General features: G+C 66.9%; 18 protein-coding genes. 14 read left to right on the top strand and 4 right to left on the bottom strand.

What is annotated here, in order from left to right; translation table 11 throughout:
- Positions 1–63: 63 nt before the first annotated feature.
- A complete protein-coding gene (locus BRADO_RS26090; RefSeq protein ID WP_012029190.1) occupies positions 64–1,485 on the top strand; it encodes an FAD-binding oxidoreductase in 1,422 nt (473 codons plus the stop codon).
- A gap of 131 nt (positions 1,486–1,616) precedes the next feature.
- Here the strand turns inward: BRADO_RS26090 and BRADO_RS26085 are convergent, their stop codons facing one another.
- The 4 genes from BRADO_RS26085 to BRADO_RS26070 form a co-directional block, all read right to left on the bottom strand.
- Positions 1,617–1,904 carry a GCG_CRPN prefix-to-repeats domain-containing protein gene (locus BRADO_RS26085; protein WP_012029189.1) on the bottom strand — a complete coding sequence of 96 codons (288 nt, stop codon included), beginning with the start codon at positions 1,902–1,904 and terminating at the stop codon, positions 1,617–1,619.
- A 246-nt stretch (positions 1,905–2,150) separates the two neighbouring features.
- The gene (locus BRADO_RS26080) at positions 2,151–2,390 is read right to left on the bottom strand and encodes a hypothetical protein (RefSeq protein ID WP_012029188.1); all 240 of its coding nucleotides are present in this window, start codon (positions 2,388–2,390) and stop codon (positions 2,151–2,153) included.
- Positions 2,391–2,711: 321 nt separating this feature from the next.
- Positions 2,712–4,466: a SulP family inorganic anion transporter gene (locus BRADO_RS26075; RefSeq protein WP_012029187.1), complete on the bottom strand. Its 1,755-nt coding sequence runs from the start codon at positions 4,464–4,466 to the stop codon at positions 2,712–2,714.
- 33 nt (positions 4,467–4,499) lie between these two features.
- Positions 4,500–5,417, bottom strand: coding sequence for a LysR family transcriptional regulator (locus BRADO_RS26070; RefSeq protein ID WP_012029186.1), 918 nt, complete (start codon positions 5,415–5,417; stop codon positions 4,500–4,502).
- Between the two features lie 100 nt (positions 5,418–5,517).
- On the opposite strand from BRADO_RS26070, the gene BRADO_RS26065 reads away from it, so the two are divergent.
- From BRADO_RS26065 to BRADO_RS26005, 13 genes are all read left to right on the top strand, one after another.
- The gene (locus tag BRADO_RS26065; protein WP_012029185.1) at positions 5,518–5,952 is read left to right on the top strand and encodes a DoxX family protein; all 435 of its coding nucleotides are present in this window, start codon (positions 5,518–5,520) and stop codon (positions 5,950–5,952) included.
- A 211-nt stretch (positions 5,953–6,163) separates the two neighbouring features.
- A complete protein-coding gene (locus BRADO_RS26060; protein ID WP_012029184.1) occupies positions 6,164–6,976 on the top strand; it encodes a class III extradiol ring-cleavage dioxygenase in 813 nt (270 codons plus the stop codon).
- A gap of 1,018 nt (positions 6,977–7,994) precedes the next feature.
- Positions 7,995–9,299, top strand: coding sequence for an MFS transporter (locus BRADO_RS26055; RefSeq protein WP_012029183.1), 1,305 nt, complete (start codon positions 7,995–7,997; stop codon positions 9,297–9,299).
- A 71-nt stretch (positions 9,300–9,370) separates the two neighbouring features.
- Complete coding sequence (locus BRADO_RS26050) at positions 9,371–10,603, top strand: cytochrome P450 (protein ID WP_041756955.1); 1,233 nt, start codon at positions 9,371–9,373, stop codon at positions 10,601–10,603.
- A gap of 174 nt (positions 10,604–10,777) precedes the next feature.
- Complete coding sequence (locus BRADO_RS26045) at positions 10,778–14,605, top strand: AsmA-like C-terminal region-containing protein (RefSeq protein WP_012029181.1); 3,828 nt, start codon at positions 10,778–10,780, stop codon at positions 14,603–14,605.
- A gap of 31 nt (positions 14,606–14,636) precedes the next feature.
- Positions 14,637–15,578 (top strand): LysR family transcriptional regulator, encoded by a 942-nt coding sequence (locus tag BRADO_RS26040; protein WP_012029180.1) that lies wholly within the window; start codon positions 14,637–14,639, stop codon positions 15,576–15,578.
- Between the two features lie 123 nt (positions 15,579–15,701).
- Positions 15,702–16,583 carry a shikimate dehydrogenase gene (locus tag BRADO_RS26035; protein WP_012029179.1) on the top strand — a complete coding sequence of 294 codons (882 nt, stop codon included), beginning with the start codon at positions 15,702–15,704 and terminating at the stop codon, positions 16,581–16,583.
- Positions 16,584–16,662: 79 nt separating this feature from the next.
- Positions 16,663–17,802, top strand: coding sequence for an ABC transporter substrate-binding protein (locus BRADO_RS26030; protein WP_012029178.1), 1,140 nt, complete (start codon positions 16,663–16,665; stop codon positions 17,800–17,802).
- Positions 17,803–17,876: 74 nt separating this feature from the next.
- Complete coding sequence (locus BRADO_RS26025) at positions 17,877–18,752, top strand: branched-chain amino acid ABC transporter permease (RefSeq protein ID WP_012029177.1); 876 nt, start codon at positions 17,877–17,879, stop codon at positions 18,750–18,752.
- A complete protein-coding gene (locus tag BRADO_RS26020; RefSeq protein ID WP_012029176.1) occupies positions 18,749–19,747 on the top strand; it encodes a branched-chain amino acid ABC transporter permease in 999 nt (332 codons plus the stop codon). Before BRADO_RS26025 ends, BRADO_RS26020 begins: the two co-directional genes overlap by 4 nt.
- Complete coding sequence (locus tag BRADO_RS26015; protein WP_012029175.1) at positions 19,744–20,487, top strand: ABC transporter ATP-binding protein; 744 nt, start codon at positions 19,744–19,746, stop codon at positions 20,485–20,487. Before BRADO_RS26020 ends, BRADO_RS26015 begins: the two co-directional genes overlap by 4 nt.
- 11 nt (positions 20,488–20,498) lie before the next feature.
- Complete coding sequence (locus BRADO_RS26010; RefSeq protein ID WP_012029174.1) at positions 20,499–21,236, top strand: ABC transporter ATP-binding protein; 738 nt, start codon at positions 20,499–20,501, stop codon at positions 21,234–21,236.
- Positions 21,233–23,104: a bifunctional sugar phosphate isomerase/epimerase/4-hydroxyphenylpyruvate dioxygenase family protein gene (locus BRADO_RS26005; protein ID WP_012029173.1), complete on the top strand. Its 1,872-nt coding sequence runs from the start codon at positions 21,233–21,235 to the stop codon at positions 23,102–23,104. Before BRADO_RS26010 ends, BRADO_RS26005 begins: the two co-directional genes overlap by 4 nt.
- Positions 23,105–23,149 lie beyond the last annotated feature (45 nt).

Below are 23,149 nucleotides of genomic sequence, written 5' to 3'. Positions count from 1 at the left end.
CGTTTGCTCCCTTGACCCTTGTTGCGTCCTTTGCCACGGTCCGCCCAACTTTCGGAGGAAGCTGTGGCGACGACGATCCCCCATCACGATCTGAAGCGGCCCGCGCCGGAGGCGCTGAAAAGCGCGCTCGACGCGCTCGCGGCCCGCTTCGGCAACAGGCTCATCACCTCGCAGGCCGTGCGCGAGCAGCATGGCCATACCACGACCTGGCTGCCGACGCAGCCGCCGGATGGTGTGGTCCTGGCGCAGGAGACCGCCGACATCCAGGACGTCGTCCGCATCTGCGCCCCGCTCGGCGTGCCGATCATTCCGTTCGGCACCGGCACCTCGCTCGAGGGCCAGGTCAACGCGCCCGCCGGCGGCATCTGCATCGACATGCGCGACATGAACAAGGTGCTGGAGGTGCATGCCGAGGATCTCGACTGCGTGATCCAGCCCGGCATCACCCGCAAGACGCTGAACGAATATCTCCGCGACCAGGGCCTGTTCTTCCCGATCGATCCCGGAGCCGACGCCTCGCTCGGCGGCATGGCCTCGACGCGCGCCTCCGGTACCAATGCGGTGCGCTACGGCACCATCCGCGAGAACGTGCTGGCGCTGAAGGTGGTGCGCGGCGACGGCGAGATCATCAAGACCGGCACCCGCGCCAAGAAGTCGGCCGCCGGCTACGACCTGACGCATCTGTTCATCGGCGCCGAAGGCACGCTCGGTATCATCTGCGAGATGACGATCCGCCTGCGCGGCATTCCCGAGACGATCGCGGCCGCCTCGTGCTCGTTCGAGACCGTGCGCGGCGCCTGCCAGGCGACGATCCTCGCGATCCAGACCGGCATCCCGATGGCGCGGATCGAACTCCTCAACGCGGCGCAGGTGCGGGCGTGCAACGCCTATTCGAAGCTGACCCTGCCGGAGACGCCGCTGCTGCTCTTGGAGTTCCACGGCAGCGAAACCGAGGTCGCCGAGCAGTCGCGGAATTTCGCCGAGATCGCCAGGGAATGCGGCGGCGGCGACTTCGCCTGGACCACCAAGCCGGAGGACCGCACCAGGCTGTGGCAGGCGCGTCATGATGCCTATTGGTCCGTCAAGGCGATCCGGCCCGGCGTCGGTGTCGTCGCGACCGACGTCTGCGTGCCGATCTCGCGTCTCGCCGATTGCGTCGGCGAGACCGAGGAGGACCTCGCGCGTCTCAAGCTGACCTCGCCGATCGTCGGTCATGTCGGCGACGGCAATTTCCACTGCTCGCTGATGTGCGACGTCGACGATGCCGACGAGATGGCGCGCGGCGAGGACTTCATGCATCGCCTCGTGGAGCGCGCCCAGGCGATGGGCGGCACCTGCACCGGCGAGCACGGCATCGGCCAGGGCAAGCAGAAGTACCTGAAGTCGGAGCTCGGCCAGGAAGCGCTCGACGCCATGCGCGCCGTCAAGCAGGCGCTCGACCCGCAGAACATCTTCAACCCTGGCAAGATCATTCCGGCGAATTGATCGCCTTCATTGAAGCCGAGCTGTTGCCGCCGGCATTGCGGCGACAGCTCCGAACTCACCTCATCAGAAAAGCATCAAATGAAAACGCCGCCGCATCCGGGATGCGGCGGCGGCCTTAGTTCGCGCGCAGGTCAGCGGCAGACGCGGCGCGGACCCCAGGGAGTCGGGCGGATCCAGCAGGTGCGCGGGCCGTATCCGTATCCATAGCCATAGCCATAACCATAACCGTAATAGGCGCGTGGGGCCGGGCGGCAGTTGCCCCAGCCGTCGCGGAACCAGCCCGGACCGCAGCCGCCGGCGACACGCTCGACATTGCTGTCCGGAGCAGCCGGCTGAGCCGGCAGCGTGAAGGCCTGCGCGGCCGACGCGCCCACCATGACGGTCGCGGCGAGCAGGGCGGAGGTGAACAGATTGCGCATTGCGGTGCGGTCCTCTCGTTGGTTTCGAATCAGTACAGTCGTGAGACGTCGGCAGTCGTCGTTTGGTTTCGCAGTTTTTTCGACGCGACGAAACCTCCGCCTCATACCATGGCATCGGCGTCGTGCCGATGATGCGCTGCAGCTCTGCTCATCATGTGGCGCATCCCTGCAGCGGCGTCACGATGTCGAAGTCCTACCGCAGGCCTGCTGCAGGGAAGATGAACAGCGGTAGCTTGTCGCGCGGAATCATTTGCCACCCTGTTGCGCCTTGACCTCGTTGGCCTCCTTCAGCGCGCTCCTGCAGCCGTCGGACAATCTGTCGGACTTCTCGACCATGCACTGTTTGATGCGGCCGCCGCCCGGCGTGATCCCGGCGCATAGCGTGCGCACCTCGGCTCCGCAGGCCTGGCGCACGGCGCTCATGTCCTCGGCGTGTGCGGTGGCGATCGGGCCGATGATGAACAGCAATGGCAGCAGCTTGCGCATGAACGATGATCCTTAGTCGGAGGCCGCGGCCGATCGGCCGGGCGTCATGAGGGAAGGACTTCTCGTCGCCGAACGTTGCCGGCATGTGTCGTGCCGGGCTCTGGTTCGTAACGATTTGTATCAGACGACGTTGGGCATGAGATTGATGCTCCCTTCGCCGTCGCGAAGACACGATCGCCCGGTCCAGTCACCGCTGTCGTCCCGGGCAAGCCTGAACGTCGCGATGCGACGTTCAGGCGCCGACCCGGGACCCGTACCGCGTGATCGATGTTCGAGGCAGGCTGGACGTCGACCATCCTGCTCAAGCAGCCCGGCCGGTGGCTATGGATCCCCGCTTTCGCGGGGATGACGCGAGTGTGGGGTGGCGCCGTTGGTCTCACGCGCACCGCTCAAAGGCTCGACGCGCAGGCTCCGCAGCGCGAGATCGACGCTGTGGAATACGTGATCTCGCGGCAGCACGTCGTACAGGCCGAAGCGTTCGAACGCGGCCTGTGCGCGCAGCGATTCGAGCCGTGCCACCGCGAACACGATCCCATCTTCATTGCATTGCCGGATCACCTCGCGCATCGCCTGCGCGGCGGTGAAGTCGATCTCCACCATCGCGCTGGCTTCGAGCACCAGGAGCCGCGGCTGGCGTTGCTGCAGCAGATGCTGCAGGTCGGCGCGGAAGGTCGCGGCGTTGAGGAAGCTCAGCGGCGCCTGGAAGCCGACTACGGCGATGTCCGACAGCTCCTCGCCGCGGATGTGCGGATGCGCCGGCCACCAGATCGTGGTGTCCGGCACGCGCTCGAAGATCATGAGATGCGCGCGCGTCGTGCTCCAGATGCCGTGCAGCAGCGACAGCGAGATGCCGAGCGCAACGCCTTGCTCGATCGGCAGCACGACGATCGCGGCTGCGGTGGCGACGATCAGCAGGAACTCGCCCTTGGAGGCATGATAGATCTGCACGATCTGCGTCACGCGGATGATGCGCAGCGCAACGAACAGCAGAACGCCGCCGAGCGCCGCTTCCGGGACGTGCGCCAAGAGCCGCGCGCCGAACAGCACGAGCAGCAGCACGATGACCGCGGCCGAGAGGCCCGCGACCTGCGAACGGCCGCCGGTCTCCACGACGATGCCGGTGCGCGGCGGGCTCGCATTGACCGGAAACGTGCCGAACAAGCCGGCGAGCACGCTGCCCGCGCCGGCGCCGAGAAAATCGCGGTCGACGTCGGCCGGACGATCCGGCTCGGACGGGAACGAGCGTGTCGTGGCCGCGGTCTGCATCATCACGACGACGGCGATCAGGAACGCGAGCGGCACCAGCTTCACCCATTGCTCCGGCGCAATCAGCGGCACCGACGGCATCGGTACGCCGCCGGAGATCGCGCCGATGACCGGGACACCGCGGGCTTCGAGCCCGGCACCGATCACGAAGATCGTGGCGGCGGCGAGCGCGATCAGCGCCCCCGGGATGCAGGCGCTGATCCGCTCGCACACCGCGACGGTCGCGAGCACGCCGAAGCCGATGATGAGGGTGTAGATGTTGGTCTTGCCAAGCTCCCCGGCCATGGCCGCGATCCGCGCCAAGGTCGATCCGCTCGGCGCGGGCAGGCCGAGAACGCCGGGCAGTTGCGACACGATGATGTGCACCGCGATGCCGGAGAGGAAGCCGACCGTGACCGGCACCGACAGCAGATTGGCGATGCCGCCGAGCCGGAAGCCGCCGGCCAGCACCAGCATGACGCCGACCAAGAGCGCCAGCGCCGCGGCGATGCTGCCATATTCGGGCGTGCCGCTGGCAGCGAGCAGCGCCAGCCCGCCGGCGAAGATCGGCGTGATCGTCGAATCAGCGCCGCAGGACAGGAAGCGGTTGGCGCCGAACAGCGCGAATCCGAGCGAGCCCGCGAGGAAGGCGAAGAAGCCGGTTTCCGGCGCGAAGCCGCCGAGCTTGGCGGTCGCCATCTGCTCGGGGATCGCGATCGCGGCGAGCGTCAGCCCGGCGGTGAGATCGGCGGGCAGGGTGCTGATCCGCCAGCCCTGCAGCGAGCGCAGCATCGCCCAATGATGGCTGCCGTCGTGAGGTTGCTCAGTCATGTCGATGTCTCCGCGCGCAGGCAGCGCGTGTGCTTATCCAAGGTCGCGATCCCATGGGGGGAGCGGCGCGAATGCCGCGGCGAGGTAATCGATGAAGGCGCGTACCTTGGCCGAGGGCGTGCGGTCCGGCAGGTACACCGCGTGCACCGCCAGCAGATCGGATGGCGGAACGTCGAGCGTCACCGGCACCAGCCGTCCGGTCCGCAACTCGTCGCCGACGATGAAGGTCGGCTGATAGATCAGGCCCTGGCCGGCGAGCGCCGCAGCGAGCAGCGCATCGCCGTTGTTGGCGCGCAGGTTGCCGCTGACGGTCACGTCGATCGCCGCCTTGCCGCCCATGCGCCAGCGCGACGGGCCGGCGGCGGCGAGCGTATAGCCGAGGCAATTGTGCGCGGCGAGGTCGGTTGTCGTGCGCGGTGTGCCATGCGTGGTGAGATAGGATGGCGCGGCACAGATCATCATCCGGCACGGCGCCAGCCGACGCGCCACCAAGGTGGAGTCTTTCAGCGTGCCGATCCGGATCGCCAGATCCCAGCCTTCCTCGATCAGGTCGACCAGCCGGTCGTTGAGGCCGAGCTCGACGCTGACGCCAGGATAGAGCGCGGCGAAGCCGGCAAGCAGCGGCGCAATCTGCCGGGTGCCGAAGGCGAGCGGGACGTTGAGGCGCAGCACGCCGCGCGGCTCGACGCGATCGGCCGCAATCGCGCTCTCGGCGGCCTCGAAATCGCCGAGCACCCGCTCGGCGAGATCGAGATAGCGCCGCCCTGCCTCGGTGATCGTCAGCCGGCGGGTGGTGCGGTGAAACAGCTTGGTGCCGAGCCGCGTTTCCAGCGCCGCGAGATGCTTCGTCACCATGGTCGGCGACATCCCGAGCAGGCGCGCGGCGCCCGACAGGCTGCCGCTGCCGGCCACCTTGGACAGCACTTCCAGCCCGGTCAGGCGATCGAGCAACCCTGGATCTCGCTCTCTCAGTGTGAACTGAATTTCCCTTGTACCGGATTATCGCTCGGCAGGGAATGATCCATATCCCCGGTGTCCCACGGAGGTTCTGATGATCGATTCCCGCACCGCGCCCTATGCCGCGCTCCTGCTCCGCCTCACCCTCGGCGGCCTGTTCCTGGCCCATGCCAGCCTGAAGCTGTTGGTGTTCACGCCGGCCGGCACGGCCAAGTTCTTCGGCAGCATCGGCCTGCCGCCCGAACTCGCTTATGTCACCATCACCGCCGAGATCCTGGCCGGCAGCGCCCTGATCCTCGGCGTCGCCACCCGCTGGGTCGCGCTCGCCGCCGTGCCGATCCTGCTCGGCGCCATCTTCACCGTGCACGGCTCGGCCGGCTTCTTCTTCAACAACCCCAAGGGCGGCTGGGAATATCCGGCGTTCTGGGCCGTCACCCTGGTGATCCAGGCCCTGCTCGGCGACGGCGCCTATGCGCTCGGCAACCTCCGCGCCAACCTCGCCGGCGGCCAGCTCCGCAGCGCGCATTGACGGTGAGGGGCGGTCGCCCTTCGCTCCAAACTCGGTGTCATCCCCGCGAAAGCGGGGATCCATAACCACCGGCGGCACTGAGTTGAGCAAGCTGGTCGACGCCCAGCCTGCCTCAAGCCGCGATCACGCGGTATGGGTCCCGGCTCAAGGCCGGGACGACAGTTGTGGATGGGGCGCGACCTGAGATACCAATCAAACGAGGAGTTCTGACATGACCCTGCCCAGCATCTTCCTGTCGCACGGCTCGCCGATGCTGCCGCTGACGGCGTCGGCGGCGCGGGACTTCCTGTCGGGCCTCGGCGACAGCCTGCCGCGACCGAAGGCCATTCTCGTGATCTCGGCGCATTGGGAGACCGACATCCCCGCCGTCAACGTCGTCGCCGCCAACGACACGATCTACGATTTCTACGGCTTTCCGCGCGAACTGTATCAGCTGCGCTACCCGGCGCCGGGCGCGCCTGATCTCGCCCGCGCCGTCGCCGAGCGCCTGCAGGCCGCCGGTCTTCCCGTCGGCGTCGACCGCGAGCGCGGCCTCGATCACGGCGCCTGGGTGCCGCTGCTCCTGATGTATCCGCAAGCCGACATTCCCGTGATGCAGCTGTCGATCCAGACCGAGCAGGGCCCGGCGCATCATCTCGCGCTCGGCCGCGCGCTGGCGCCCTTGCGCGACGAGGGCGTGCTGATCATCGGCAGCGGCAGCTTCACCCACAATCTCGGCGAGTTCCGCAAGCGCCGGCTCGACATCGACGATCCCGCGCCCTCCTGGGTGGTCGACTTCGCCGACTGGGTGCACCAGGCCGCGATCGAAGGCCGCGTCGACGACCTCGTCAATTATCGCCGTCTTGCCCCGCACGCGCGCGACAACCATCCGACCGACGAACACTTCCTGCCACTGTTCGCAGCGCTCGGCGCGGCGGGCGAGAACGCCCGCGTCGAGCGCCTGCACAACAGCGCCAATTACGGCGTGCTGCGCATGGACGTGTATGCGTTTCATGGCGCGGATGAGGTCAAGGCTGCGGCGTAAGCCTGCGCTATCCGAAATCCTTGTCCTTTCGCGACGGACATATGAACAGGCAAACACAGGTGTCATCGTCCACGAAGGCACGAAGGCGGACGCTCCAGTACGCCGTGACGTCACGGTTCAACGTCGTCTGCCGCGGAGTACTGGATGCTCCGCCTTCGCGGAGCATGACAGCTGTGGAGATGGCAAGAGGTCGACCACAGTTGCCGCCAGCCCTGGGTGGACACCTGTGTAGTTCATGAGAATGTTGCCCGTCGGGTTACTTTGTCGCAGCCGATTTCCCTTGTGTCGACGGGCAAATCACCACGATCCTCTCGCACATCCCGCCTCACTCTGAAGGGGCGTTGCGCGCGATCGTCACGACACGCGAGGCGGGGAGCGGTGGCCGCGGGAGCTCGCAGCATGTCCTGAAGGGCGTGCGGACGAACGATGCGCTTGCGGACGTGTAGTTGCAGGGTTCTGATACCTCGACGCTGGTATCTCCGCGCAGCGCGTGACACGCGCTGCCGCGCATGGCGGCCAACAAGCCCGAGCGCCAGGAAGCCTGCCTATAAGCGCGAAGACCACCGCGCAGGGAGGGCCGGGCGTTCTCGGCCACACCTGTGGTACCTGCCGCCTGCATTTTTGTTCGCAGGCGGGCCACGGGCGCGGCCAGCGCCCGGCCTTCCCTGCGCCCTTCGTTCGAAGAGCGCGAGCAACTCTCCCATAGCCCGGGCGCATCGCGTCGCGAGAACGTGCAGCCGTGACCGACGACGCGCGCCACACCTTCGGTGTCGTCCCGGCCTTGAGCCGGGACCCATAACCACCGGCGGCCCTGAGATGCGCAACTGGCAGCGACGTTCCTCGCGAGATCACGCGGTATGGGTCCCGGCTTTCGCCGGGACGACACCGAGAATGGCGACAGTGCGCCGCACACATGACCTCGGAGGTAGCTGACGCCGGTGCGCGAGCGGCAGAAAATCCTTGACCCCTCCGCATGCAAATGATGCGAAGGGTGCACCAGGGAGTGAAAACAACAGCCATGCGCCTGCCGTTCTATTATGGCTGGGTCATCGTCGCCGTGACCTTCGTGACGATGGCGATCGGCGTCAATGCGCGCACCGCGTTCTCGCTGTTCTATCCGCCGATCCTGGCCGAGTTCGGCTGGGACCGCGGCGTCACCGCCGGCGCCTTCTCCTTCGGCTTCGTCGCGTCCGGCATCGTCAGTCCGCTGATCGGACGGCTGATGGACCGCACCGGCCCGCGCGCGGTGATGGAACTCGGCGTCGCGCTGATGGGCGGCGGACTTCTGCTCGCGCCGCTCACCTCGCAGCCCTGGCATCTCTACCTCACCATCGGCGTGATGGTGGGATCCGGCAGCGTCTGCCTCGGCTATTCCGGCCAGTCGCTGTTCCTGCCGAACTGGTTCATCCGCCGCCGCGGGCTCGCCATCGGCATCGCGTTCGCCGGCGTCGGCCTGGGCTCGATGACCCTGCTGCCCTGGGTGCAGCACATGATCGCGCAGACCAATTGGCGCACCGCCTGCACCGCGATGGGCATCGTCGTGCTGGTCGTACTCGCGCCGATCAATCTCCTGCTGCGCAAGAAGCCGGAGGAGATGGGGCTGCGTCCTGACGGCGACGCTGCGCCGCTCGCCAATGCCGCGAAGCCAATCTCGAACATCGTCGATCCGGCCTGGGCGGGCATCGACTGGACGCTGGCGCGCGCGCTGCGCACAAGTCGGTTCTGGTGGCTCGCGCTTGGCTATTTCTTCGGCCTCTACGTCTGGTACGCCGTCCAGGTCCATCAAACGAAGTATCTGCTCGAGATCGGCTTCAGCTCGGGTGTCGCGGTGTGGGCGCTCGGCGCCGTCAGCCTGCTCGGCATTCCCGGACAGATCGCGCTCGGCCATCTTTCCGACCGGCTCGGCCGCGAGACGGTGTGGGGGCTCGGCTGCCTCGGCTTCGCAATCTGCTTCGCCGCGCTGATCGCGCTCAAGTCGTCGCCGTCGCTGCTGTTGATCTACGTGATGGTCGCGACACAGGGCGCGCTCGGCTACGGCATCACGTCGGTGATGGGCGCGGTGGTGCTGGAGATCTTTCAGGGCGCGCAATTCGGCAGCATCTTCGGAACGCTGATGATGATCGGGCTGTGCGGCGGCGCCGCAGGTCCCTGGGTCACCGGAGTGCTGTATGATCTCACCGGCAGCTACACGCCGGGCTTTGCGATCGCCTTCGCCGGCGCCTTCGTGTCGGCGGCCGCGATCTGGATTGCGGCGCCGCGCCGGGTGCGCGTCGTCGCCGGGCAGTTACATAGGTTGAAGACCGCGGCGGAGGCTGCGGCATGATGTGTGAACTGGCCGACTTGCCATAGCGCCGCGGCCGTGAACCAATGAGCGAACTCTGGGAAAGGGATCACATGAACGAGCACGTCCAGGCTGCCAAGGCGGCGCCGCTGTTCAATCCGCTGTCGCCGGAGTTCATCCGAAATCCCTATCCGTTCTATCAGCAGCTCCGCGACAATGATCCGGTCCATGTGACGCCGTTCGGCTCGTTCCTGGCGAGCCGGCACGCGGAGTCGAGCCTCGTGCTGCGCGACAAGCGCTTCGGCAAGGATTTCGTGGCCCGCTCGATCCGCCGTTACGGCCCCGAGATCATGAACGAGCCGATCTTCCGCAGCATGAGCCATTGGATGCTGCAGCAGGATCCGCCGGATCATACGCGGCTGCGCGGCCTGGTGGTGAAGGCGTTCACGGCGCGCCGGGTCGAGGACATGCGGCCGCGCATCCAGGCGATCGTCGATTCGACGCTTGACGAGATCATTCCGCGCGGCCGGATGGACCTGATCGAGGATTTTGCCTTCAAGCTGCCGGTCACGGTGATCTGCGACATGCTGGGGATCCCCGAGGAGCACCGCGAGGCGTTCTACAAGAGCTCGCGCGAGGGCGGGCGGCTGCTCGAGCCGGTGCCGCTGTCGAAGGCCGAGATCGAAGAAGGCAATGCCGGCAACGCGGTCTCCAGGGCGTATTTCCAGCATCTGTTCGAGCTGCGCCGCAAGCAGCCCGGCGACGATCTGACGACGCAGCTGCTGCAGGCGGAGGAGGACGGCGCCAAGCTCTCGCACGAGGAGCTGACCGCCAACATCATCCTGCTGTTCGGCGCCGGGCATGAGACCACGGTCAATCTGATCGGCAATGGCCTGCTGGCGCTGTATCGCAATCCTGACCAGCTCGCTTTGCTGAAGGCGCGCCCTGAGCTGATGACCAACGCGATCGAGGAGTTCCTGCGCTACGATTCCTCCGTGCAGCTGACCGGGCGGGTCGCGCTCGAGGACATCGAGGATCTTGGTGGCCGCCGGATCCCGGCTGGGGAGACCGTATTGTGCCTGCTCGGCTCGGCCAACCGCGACCCGGCCGTCTACCCGGACAATCCGGAGCAGCTCGACATCACCCGGGCGAACGTGAAGCCGCTGTCGTTCGGTGGCGGCATCCATCATTGCCTGGGGGCACAGCTCGCCCGCATCGAGGCCGAGGTCGCGATCGGAACCCTGCTGCGGCGGCTGCCGGAGTTGAAGCTGGATGATCCGGACAACCCGGAATGGCGGCCGACCTTCGTGCTGCGCGGCCTCAAGCGGCTGCCGGCGCACTGGTAACCATCTTCGTTAACGGAGTTGTTGTGCAACGCCCCCGGAAAGAACGACAGCGCTGTGACTTCGCCATACTTAATCCTATATGATGCAGCGCTCCGGTATCGACGTCCGTGGGGCCGCGGCCGCGCGGGCTGAAGGCTTTGGGACGCCGGAGCGTTGTCCTTTGAGGGAGACCCCGTGCAGACGACCCTGCTCGGCTTGGCGATTGCCTTCATCCTTGCGCTTCTTGCTGCGCTGATCGGCCCGTATTTCGTCGACTGGAACCAGTTCCGGCCGCAGTTCGAGGCCGAGGCGGGCAAGATCATCGGCGTGCCCGTGCGGGTCGCCGGTGCGCTGGACGCACGGCTGTTGCCGACGCCGACCTTGCGGCTGCGCCAGGTCACCTTCGGCGGCGCCAACCACCTCGGCAAGCTGCGCGCCGACAAGCTCGACGTCGAGTTCAGCCTCGGCGACCTGATGCGCGGCGAGTGGAAGGCGAACGAGCTGACCATCGGCGGCATGGCCGCCGATCTCGGCCTCGACGCCAAGGGCCAGGTCGACCTGCCGTCCGCGTCCGGCCGGTTCAATCTCGCCGCGCTCGCGATCGATCGCTTCAACCTGACCGGCCGCGTCGCCCTCCACGACGCCGCCAGCCGCTCGACCCTGGAGCTGACCGACATCGTATTCTCCGGTGACGTCCGCTCGCTGGCCGGCTCGCTGCGCGGCGACGGCGCGCTGTCGATCCGTGGCGGCCGCTATCCGTTCCGGCTGTCGTCGAGCCAGGACAAGGAGTCCAACGGACTGCGCGTCCATCTCAACATCGATCCCGGCGAGCGTCCGGTTGTGGCCGATGTCGAGGGCCTGATCAGCTTTCCCAACCGCTCGCCCAAGTTCGAAGGTGCGCTGACGCTGTCGTCCCCGCCGAAGGAGCAGGTCGCCGACAAGCCGGCCAAGGACCCGTCAGGAAAGGACCCGTCAGGCAAGGACCTGTCAGGCAAGGACCAGGCAAGCAGGGATCAACCGAGCAACGACCAGCCCGGCAGGCAGGCGAAGAGCGCTCCCGCGACCGCACCCTCCGGCACGCCGTGGCGCATTACGACCAAGATCGTCGGCGACCAGGCCTCCGCCAAGTTCGACCAGATCGAGGTGAGCTTCGGCCAGGAGGATCGCTCGCTGAAGTTCGCCGGCAGCGGCGATGCCAAGTTCGGTGCCGCCCCGGTGCTGAAGGCGTCGCTGGCAGCGCGTCAGCTCGATGCCGACAAGCTCCTCGCAGGCGACGAGGTGAAGGACCGTCGTGCAATCGCGCCGGCGCTGGTGCTGCCGGCGCTTCGCAATTGGATCGCGCAGCTGCCGACCCTGCCGCTGCCGGCGAACGTCCAGTTCACGACCGAGCAGATCATGCTGTCGGGCCGGCCGGTGCAGAACTCCACGGCCGATCTGCACAACGAGACCACCGCCTGGAGCCTGGAGAAGGTCGACCTGCGCGCACCCGGATCGACCCATCTGACGTTCCGGACCATCGGCATCTCGACCTCGGTCACCGCGGGCTTCACGGGCGCGCTCGATCTCGACTCCTCCGAGCCGGACGCCCTGGTCGCCTGGCTGCAGGGCCGCACCGACAACAGCTATCGCACCCAGCGCCCGCTGCGCATCCGCGGCGATCTCAACGTGGCGCCGGAGCGGGTGGCCATCGACGGCCTGAAGGCCGACATCGACGGCGGATCGGTCGATGGCCGCGTGGCGCTGATCAACCGGCCGGCCGGCGCCGGCTCCCGCTTCGAGGCGGCGCTGAAGGGCGACCGGCTCGATCTCGATGCCGCGATGGCGATGACGCGCTCGCTGGTCGGCGTCACCGGCGAGTGGCCGGCGGAGGCCAGCGTCGCGCTGGATGTCGGCCGCGCCAAGCTCAGCGGCCAGGAACTGCGTCCCCTAACTGCCCGCGTCTCCTACGATCCGAAGACGATCGCCGTCGACCAGATCAAGTTCGGCCAGAGCGGGGGCGTCACCACCGAGGGAGTCGGGCGTTTCGATCGCGCCGATGCCACGGGGCGGCTGACGTTGACGTCGATGGCCGGCTCGCTGAAGGAGATCACCGCGCTGGTGCAGCCGTTCGCGCCGCAGATCACCGCGCGCTTCGACGCGTTGGCGACGCCGGCCGGCGCCGCGCGGCTGAAGCTCACGCTGGACCTCGCCAAGGATCCCGCCAATGCCGATCGCAGCCAGGCCAAGGCGGTGCTCGATCTCGACGCGCCGCAGCTGAAGGGCCAGGCCACCCTGACGGCAAAGCCGTCGGCGGCGGCACTGCGCAGCTTCGAGGTCGATGCGATCGACCGGACCGAGCTCGGCGTCGAGAGCCGCATCTCGGCCGAGCAGGGCAATGTCGTGCTGGCGCTGCTTGGGCTCGATCGGTTCGCCGCCGTCGGTAACGGTCCGGCCGAATTCCAGTCGAGCGTGACCGGCGGCTGGCGCACGCCGCTGCGCGTGACTGCGAAACTCTCCGGCGTCGGTCTGGACGGCGACGCGCAGGGCACCGTCGAGCCCTGGGGCGACGCCACGAAGGCCAACGTCAATCTGCGGTTGCGCAATGCCAATCTCGCGCCTTTGTTGGGCCTGAAGCCGCAGGATGCCGCCGCGCAGAACATCCGCCTGTTCGGCAAGCTCGGACTGTCGGGCGGCCGCCTGACGCTGGAGGACATCGACAGCACGGTCGGCGGCTCGCGGCTGCGCGGCCGGCTGGCGGTGAATCTCGACGACGACAAACAGGTCGATGGCGAGGTCGGGCTCGACGCGCTCGAGGTGCCGCAGGTGTTCTCCGTGCTGGTCGGCGCGGCCGGGCGTGAGCAGGCCGAGCCGTTGGGTCCCGGCCTCGTGAAGGGCTGGCGCGGTCGCGTCGCATTCCAGGCGCTCAGCGGCGCGGTGTTGAACGGCACCGACCTGCGGCCGCTGGCGGGTGCGATCAAGAGCGACGGCCAGTCGGTGACCATCGAGAACCTCAAAGGCAAGCTCGGTGGCGGCGACGTGATTGCCACTGTCGAGGCGCGGCCGAACCCGAACGGCCTGGTTCTGAACGGACGGGTCGAGCTCGCCGGCATCGACGGCAGTGCGCTGCGCTACCGCAATCTGAAGATGCCCGCGGGCAAGATCTCGGCGCAGATGACGCTGGCGGCCGAAGGCCGCAGCGTGCAGGGACTGGTCAATGCGCTCTCAGGCAACGGCACCGTCACGCTCGACAATGCGTCGATCGCCAATCTCGACCCGCGCGCGTTCGACGCCGCCTTGCGCGCCGCGGATGCGGGGCAGGTGAGCGACGACGGCAAGCTGCGGCAGGTGGTCGAGCCGGCGCTGGCGTCGGGGACGCTGTCGGTCGCATCAGCTCAGATCCCCTTCATCATCCGCGACGGCCGCGTCCGCGTCGGCGCGACCACGCTGGAGGCGCAGGGGGCCCGCGCGATCGTCTCCGGCGGCTTCGATATTCCGGCTGATCAGGCCGACATCCGCGCCAGCCTGAGCTCGAACACGATCGGCAATGCCAATAGCCGGCCGGAGGTGCAGCTGTTCGTGATGGGCACGCCCGATACGCTCAACCGCGTCGTCGACGTGACATCGCTGTCGTCCTGGCTCGCGGTGCGTGCGATCGACCGCGAGACGCGGCGCCTGGATGCAATCGCGCGCGGCGAGGTGCCGCCGGCCTTTCCGTCGTCGACGGCGTCGCTGCCGGGCGGTCCGGAGGTTGCGCCGGTGACGCCCAATGCCGCCGACGTGCCGATGCCCGGACGTGATCCGCGGCGCGACCCACGCGCCAAGCTCGGCGGCCCGCGTGCCGCCGTGCCGCCGCTGACGGCGCCGCTCTCGGCTCCCGCCGCGACCCCGCCGGCTGCGCCCTCCGCGCCCGTCGCATCGAGCCAGCCCCAGATCGCGCCGCTCCCGCCCCCGGTCGAGATCAGGCCGGCGCCGGGCGCGGCGCCGCCGCGCCCGCGGCCCGTGCCGCGTCCGCCGATCCCGCTGACGCCGCCGGGCAGCCCGTGACGTCCGGGCGCGTCGGGGAGGGGCCGCGCCGATGATGACGCTGCGACAGGTCGAGGTCATTCGCGCGGTCATGGTGACCGGCACCATCAACGGCGCCGCGCGGCTCTTGAAGGTCTCGGCACCCGGCGTGAGCCGCCTGGTGAAATACACCGAGCGCTCGCTCGGCATCCGCTTCTTCCAGCGCCAGAACGGCCGCTACTTCCCGACGCCCGAAGCACAGAACATCTTCGAGCAGATCAACAGCGTCTACGAGAAGGTCGACGATCTCAGCTACATCATCTCCAACATCGGCCGCGGCGCGCTGTCAGAGCTGCGCGTCGGCTCGGTGCCGAGCATCTCCCAGGTGATGGTGCCGCGCGCGATCGAGCGCGTCCGCCGCCGCTATCCCGATCTCGGCATCGACATCAACATTCTCAAGATCGAGGAGGCGATCGACTATCTGATGCTGGGCAAGGGCGAGTGCGTGGCGATGAGCTATCGGCTCGATCATTCCGGTCTCGAATTCATGCCGCTCGCCTCGGGCGAATTGTACTGCATCGTGCCGCCTGGCCATGAACTGGCGGGACGCAAGCAGGTCTCGGCGGCAGAGATGACGCGCTATCCGCTGATCGGCATCGACCCGAATGACCCTTACGGCCGCATCATGGCGGAGATCTTTTCGCGCAACAAACTGAGCTACAACATTTCGATCAAGGCGCGCTTCGGCACCACCGTGTGCGCGCTCGTGAAAGCCGGGCTCGGCATCGCCGTCATCGACCAGTTCACCGTCGCACACGGCGGCTATCCCGGCATCGAGCTGATCAAGATCGCGGAGCCGACGCGGTTCGACACCTACATCGCGGTCAAGCGCGGCACTCCGCTGTCTCTCTATGCCGAACACTTCATCGAGTGCCTGCGGACGGAGATGCGCCCGCTCGAGCCGGGCCGGCGTCAGAGCCCGAGACCCGCGAAAGCAACCAGTGGCAAAAGATAACATGATGTTAGGTTCGGCGGATATTTGGGTAATTGTGTTAGGCGTGGGACGCGCTATCGTCCCCGCCGACATCCATCGCTCGTGCGGCGATCGCGCGAGGCGGCAGCAGAGACTGAAGCGAACGTGCCTGACCTTTCCGCGCTCAAAGCCCGCAAATTCCTGACCGGCTTGATCGGTGCCCCGATCGCGCATTCGGCCTCTCCAGCCATGCACGAGCATGCTGCGGCTGCGCTCGGTCTGCGCTGCCACTACCAGCTGATCGAGGTCGCCGGCGCCGACCGCGCGGGCCTGTCGATGCTGCTCGAAGGCGTGCGTCGGCTGGGCTTCGCCGGCGTCAATGTGACCTATCCCTACAAGGAAGCCGTCGTCGAACTGCTCGACGAGCTCGCGCCGAAGGCGGCGGCGATGGGCGCGGTCAATACCGTCGTCGTGCGCGACGGCCGGCTGATCGGCCACAACACCGATACGACCGGGTTCGAACGCGCGGTGGCGCCGCTCGTCGGCCAGAGCGGCCGCGGCGTGGTGGCGCTGATCGGGGCTGGCGGAGTTGGCAAGGCGATCGCCTTCGCACTTGCGAACCTCGAAGTCGCTGGGCTGCGCATCTATGACATCGAGCGGGCGCGTGCCGAGAAGCTCGCGAAGCTGGTGAGGGCCGGCACAACGGTTAATGTGGTCGACAGCGTCGAAAGCGCGCTCCAGGGCGCAGTCGGCGTCGTCAATGGAACACCAATTGGCATGCTGCCGAACCGCGGCACGCCGGTTGCGGATCATCTGCTGCGCGACGATCTCTGGGTCGCTGACGCCGTCTACTCGCCGCTTTGGACGCCGCTGCTGAAGGCGGCGAAGGCCAGAGGGGCTCAAGTCCTGCTCGGGCGCGAGCTCGCGATCTATCAGGCTGCCGATGCTTTCGAGCTGTTCACCGGACTTGCGCCGTCGACCGAAGCGATGGGCGCGGCGTTCGACAATCACATGGCGGAGAGATATCAGGCGGTTGACGCCGCCTGAGCCGACCGCCAATACGCGGCGGAACACATCGTTCAAGCAAGAAACGCAAACAAGCGTTTAGAGCAGAGGAGGAAACAACGTGAGATCGATCATCCTGGCCGGACTGTGCTCCGCCGTACTGCTGTCAGGAGCCGCCTACGCGCAATCCGGCGCCCCCATCAAGATCGCAAACGTCGCCGAGCTTTCCGGCGGCGGCGCGACCGTCGGTACCAACTGGAAGAACGGCATCGACCTCGCCGTCGAGGAAATCAACGCCAAGGGCGGCATCCTCGGCCGCAAGATCGAGGTCAGCCACGCCGACTCGCAGTCGAACCCCGGCGTCGCCCGCGCGCAGGTGCAGAAAGCGCTCGACAGCGAGCCCTACGTGCTGCTCGGGCCGGGCTATTCCGGCTCGGTGAAGGTGACCGCGCCGCTGGCCGCTGAAGCCGGCATCACCCAGATCATGGGCGGCGAGGCGGCCGAGCTGACGCAGGCCGGCAACAAGTTCCTGTTCCGCACTTCGTTCGGCCAGCAGTCCTCGATGCCGAAGGTCGCCAAGTACATCAACGATGAGCTGAAGGCGAAGTCGGTCGCGGTGGTCTGGGTCAACAACGATTTCGGCCGCGGCGGGCGCGACGTCATCACCAAGGAGTTCAACCGTCTCGGCATCAAGGTCGCCGCGGACCTCTCGACCGAAGCGGGCCAGGCGGACTTCGCCGCCGACGTCAGCAAGATCAAGGCGGCGGCACCTGATGCCGTCTTCATCTACGTCAACGAGGAAGAGAGCGCGCGCATCCTGAAAGAGATCAAGCGCCAGGGCGTGACCGCGCCGCTGATCGGCGAGACCACGCTGGTCGGCCAGAAGGTGATCGAACTCGCCGGCGATGCCGCCAACGGCGCCCGCGGCCACGTCGGCCTCACGACCGATGCGCCGGTCGAGGCTATCAAGGCGTTCCGCGACCGCTTCGTGAAGAAGTACAACTACGTGCCCGACCATAACGGCCTGAAGGGCTACCTCGCCATCTACATGGTCAAGGCCACGACCGAGAAAATGGGCAAGGTCGATTCCAAGGGCTTTGCCGATGCATTGCACGGCTTCACCATCAAGACCTCGGCCGAGCCGAACATCCTGATGGATGTCACCTTCGACCAGAACGGCGACATCGATCGCCAGGGCTTCCTGGTCGAGGTCGTCGAAGGCAAGCAGGTCGTCAAGCAGGTGCTGCCAAAGCTGAACTAACGAGACCGGTCGATCTGCGGCGCTGGAGGGGGACTGTCCAGCGTCGCCGTCACCCAAGGGCTCACGGGGAAACGATGTCCAATCTGCTCGACCTGATCGTGGCGGGGCTCGCCACCGGCGCCATCTATGCGCTCGTTGCCGTCGGCTTCACGCTGCTGTGGCAGACCTCGCAGACCATCAACTTCGCCCAGGGCGAGTTCGTGATGCTGCCGGCCTTCCTGATGCTTGCCGTCATGCATCTTGGTGCGCCGTTCTGGCTCGCAGTGCTCGTCGGCGTGCTGCTGTCGGCGCTGCTGCTCGGTCTCGCCTTCAAGCTGCTGCTGGTCGATCCGATGTTGCGGCACGGCGTGCTGCCGCTGGCGATCGCCACCATGGCGCTGGCGATCGGCATCAAGGAGGCGGTGAAGCAGTTCTTCAGCGCCGAGGCGTCGCCGTTCCCGTCGATCGTTCCGGTCGGCGATGTGTCGATCCTCGGTCGGACCATTTCGCTGCAGAGCCTCGGCGTGCTCGCGGTTGCGATCCTGGCCGTCGTCGGGCTGACCATGCTGTTGAACCGCACCTCGCTCGGCCACCAGATGCAGGCGGCGGCGCAGAACCCGACGGTGGCGCGCATCATCGGCGTGCCCGTCGAGCGCATGATCCTGCTGACCTTCCTGATCAACGCCGTGCTGGTCGCGCTGGCCTCGCTGCTGATCACGCCGATCTATCTGGCAAAATTCTCCAGCGGCGAGGTGCTCGGGCAGGCAGCCTTCATCGCTGCGATCGTCGGCGGCTTCAACCAGGTGCGCGGCGCCATCGCCGGCGGTCTGCTGATCGGCGTCGTCGACAACCTCGCCGCCGCCTATGTCTCCACGCAGTATCGCGCCGCCGTTCCGATGGTTCTGCTGATCCTGGTCATCCTGTTCCGGCCGCAGGGCCTGCTCGGTCGGGCCGAGGAGCGCACGGTATGAGCAAGCATAGCAGACTGCTCCTCGCCGCGCTGGCGGTCGTCGTCATTGCCGGCCTGATCATCATCCCGATGAACTTCAACCGCTATGGCCTGTACATCTTGAGCCAATGGGCTGTCATGACCATCGCCGCGATGGGGCTCAATTTGACGCTCGGCTATGCCGGCCAGGTGTCGCTGGCGCAGGGCGCCTTCGTCGGCATGGGTGCGTATGGCGCCGCCATCCTGACCACCCACGGCTGGCCGCTGATCGCGGCCCTCGGGCTCGTCATCGTGATCTGCTTCATCGTCGGCTGGCTGCTCGGTTATCCGGCGCTGCGCGTGCAGCATCACTATCTCGCTTTCGTGACGCTAGCGTTCTCGACCCTGATGTTCCTGGTGTTCCGCAACGAGACCTGGCTGACCAACGGCATCTATGGCATCAGCAACATCCCGCGTCCCGAGGTCTTTGGCTTTCCGACCCGCAAGCCACTGCCGTTCTACTACCTCTGCCTCGGCTCGCTCGCGCTGGTGACGCTTGCGATGTGGTGGCTGATCCGCTCGCCCTGGGGCCGCGCCTTCATGGCGCTGCGCGAGAATCCAATCCGCGCGCAGTCGCTCGGCATCGACACCCGCCGCTACACCTTGATGGCCTTCGCGATCGGCTCTGTGCTCGGCGGCATCGCCGGCGTGCTCTATGCGCCGCTCACGCAATATGTCGATCCCGTCCCGTTCAACCTGCAGCTCTCGCTCGATCTCTTGATGATGGTGATCGTCGGCGGGGCCGGCTTCATGCTCGGACCATTCCTCGGGGCGATGATCGCGGTGCTGCTGCCGGAATGGCTGCGCGTGGCCGAGGGTTACTATCTGATGCTCTATGCGATCGCGGTCATCGCGCTGCTGATCTACTCGCCGACCGGCATTCTCGGCATCCTCGATCGTTATCTCAGCTCACGCCGGACACAGGCGGCGTCCGCGTTGCGCGCAGCGGCGCAATCCAAGCTGGAGACCGCGCAATGACCGCAGTGCTCGATGTCCGCGACGTCAAGAAGAGCTTCGGCGGCATCACCGCCGTCGACGGCGTCAGCTTCGACGTGCAGGAGGGCGAGATCCTCGGCCTGATCGGGCCCAACGGCTGCGGCAAGTCGACCTTGTTCAACTGCATCCTCGGCCAGCTCGTACCGAGTGCGGGTGAAGTGCGGGTCGATGGCAAGCTCGTCACCGGACAGCGGCCGGCGGAGCTCAACCGGCTCGGCGTCAGCCGCACCTTCCAGCTGCTGCAGGTATTTCCGAAACTCTCGGTGCGCGACAATCTGATCCTCGCCGGACAGGAGCATCGCGGCAGCATGCTGTCGCGCCTGTTCGGTCCGTCCGATGCGGGCCTCACCGAAACCGCCGATCAGATGATCGGCTTCTTCAAGCTGGAGCATCTCGCCAACGAGCCGGCCGGCGGCCTGTCCTACGGCCAGCAGAAGCTGCTGGATGCCGCCATGGCGTTCATGGGCGGCCCGCGGCTGGTGCTGCTCGACGAGCCCGCAGGCGGCGTCAATCCGACCATGCTGGGCGACCTCAAGGAGCGGCTGATCGCGATCAACCGCGAGCGTCGCGCCACCTTCGTCGTGATCGAGCACAACATGGAGTTCGTGATGTCGCTGTGCTCGCGCGTCATGGTCATGGCGGAAGGCAAGGTCTTGGCGATCGGCAAGCCGGACGAGATCAGGGCCAATCCGGCCGTGGTCGAAGCCTATCTCGGACACTGACGGAGGCGGCCGTGAGCGAACCCATTCTCGATGTCCAGAACCTGGTCGGCGGCTACGGCAAGATGACGATCCTGAACGGCACGACCTTTTCGGTGCCGAAGGGATCGATCACCACCGTCATCGGTCCGAACGGCGCCGGCAAGTCGACCGTGTTCAAGGCGATCTTCGGGCTTCTCAAGCTCCGCGAAGGCAAGGTCGTATTCAAGGGCCGTGATGTCACGGGCCTCAGCCAGCGCGCGCTGCTCGGCGCCGGCATCTGCTACATTCCGCAGGGCCGCAACATCTTCGGCGAGCTGTCGGTGCGCCACAACATCGAGCTCGGCGGCGTGGCCGCGCCGGCCAACATCGATCTGCCGGCTCGGGTCGAGGCGGCGCTCGACGTGTTTCCGGTGCTGCGCAAGAAGGCGGATCGGCAGGCCTCGACACTGTCGGGCGGCGAGCAGAAGCAGCTCGAGATCGCGCGCGGTCTCTTGCTGGAGCCGCAGCTCGTGCTGATCGACGAGCCTTCGATCGGGCTGTCGCCGCTGATGGTGCAGCAGACCTTCGACATGCTGAAGCAGCTGCGCGACAAGGGCGTGTCGGTGCTGCTGATCGAGCAGAACGCGCGCTCGGCTTTGGAGATCTCCGACTACGGCATCGTCCTGGAGCTCGGCCGCACCCGGATCGTCGACAAGGCTGATCGCGTGCTGGCCGATCCGCGCATCGGACAGCTGTTCCTGGGCGGCGCGATGGAGGAGACGGCGGCATGAACCAGCGCTCGATCGCAACGGTCTCCATCTCAGGTGCCCTCGACGAGAAGCTCAAGGCGATCGCCGCGGCCGGCTTCGAACTGGTCGAGATCTTCGAAAACGATCTCGTCGCGTTCGGGATGCGGCCGCGGGAGATCGGGCAGATGTGCCGCGACCTCGGGCTCGCGATCTGCGCCTATCAGCCGTTCCGCGATTTCGAGGGCATGCCGGAGCCGCAGCGCGCCCGCAACTTTATCCGCGCCGAGCGCAAGTTCGACCTGATGCAGGAGCTCGGCACCGATCTGCTGCTGATCTGCAGCAACGTTTCGCCGCTGTCGCTCGGCGGCATCGATCGCGCCGCCGCAGATTTCCATGAGCTCGGCGAGCGCGCCGCCAAGCGCGGCCTGCGCGTCGGCTACGAGGCGCTGGCCTGGGGCCGCCACGTCCACGACTATCGCGATGCGTGGGAGATCGTGCGCCGCGCCGATCACAAGGCGATCGGCGTCATCCTCGACAGCTTCCATGCGCTGGCCCCGTCGCTGCCGACCAATGCGATCCGCGCCATTCCCGCCGACAAGATCTTCCTGGTGCAGTTGGCCGACGCGCCCAAGCTCGAGCTGGACGTGCTGTCCTGGAGCCGGCATTTCCGCAGCTTCCCGGGGCAGGGCGACCTGCCCGTGGGCGACTTCATGGAGGCGGTCGCCGCGACCGGCTATTCCGGGCCGCTGTCGCTGGAGATCTTCAACGACCAGTTCCGCGCCGGCTCGGCACCGCGCACCGCGCTCGATGGCATGCGCTCGCTGCTGCTGCTGCAGGACGATCTTGCCGGGAAGATTCCGGCATCGTCCGCCGCACGCTTCGAGCCGCGCGTGAGAAGCCACGGCATCGGCTTCGTCGAATTCGCCGTCAGCGAGGACAAAGCGGAATCGCTTGCGACGTTGTTCAGCCAACTCGGCTTCCGCAACACCGGGCGGCATCGTAGCAAGGCGGTGCAGCGCTGGTCGCAAGGCGCGATCGAGCTGGTGATCAATTGTGAGCCGGCGAGCTTCGCGCATTCGCATTACGTCACGCACGGTCCCGGTGTCTGCGCGCTGGCGTTGGACGTCGACAGCGCCGACCGCGCGATGGCCCGGGCGCAATCCTTGAAGACACGCACGTTCACGCAGCCGGTCGGTCCGGGCGAACTGGAGATTCCCGCGATCCACGGCGTCGGCGGCAGCCTGCTGTATTTCCTCGACACCCACGGTCGCCATTGGGACGTCGACTTCGAGGCTGTCCCGAGCGACAAGGCAGCCGATCGCCTCCTCGCCGTCGATCACATCGCGCAATCGATGCCGCACGAGGAAATGCTGTCCTGGCTGCTGTTCTATGCCGGGATCATCGACTTCTCGCGCCTGCCGCAGATGGAGATCGCCGACCCACGCGGTCTCGTGCAGAGCCAGGCGATCGTCAACGGCGATCGCAGCCTGCGCTTCATCCTCAACGGCTCCACGGCGACGCGCACGCTGTCGTCACGCTTCATCTCGGAGTTTTTCGGCTCCGGCGTGCAGCACATCGCCTTCTCCTGCGATGACATCTTTGCAGCGGTGGCCGAGATGCGCGCCCGTGGGGCGGGCTTTCTCGACATCCCCGACAATTACTACGACGATCTCGAAGCCAAATACGATCTGGCGCCCGAGACGATCGCCGCGCTCCGCGGCAACGAGATCCTCTACGACCGCGACGGCGACGCCGAGTTCTTCCAGGTCTACACCCACATCTTCGAGGAGCGCTTCTTCTTCGAGATCGTCCAGCGCCGCAACTACCAGGGTTTTGGCGCCCCCAATGCCGCGATCCGGCTCGCGGCGCAAGCACGCGAGGTCCGGCCGGATACGATGCCGCGGCTTTAGAAGCCCCTGGGCTCAGTGATAAAACAAGAAAACATCGGGAGAAAA

It is taken from the genome of Bradyrhizobium sp. ORS 278, from assembly GCF_000026145.1.
Classification (GTDB): Bacteria; Pseudomonadota; Alphaproteobacteria; order Rhizobiales; family Xanthobacteraceae; genus Bradyrhizobium.
This window is presented reverse-complemented; position numbering and strand designations above follow the sequence as displayed.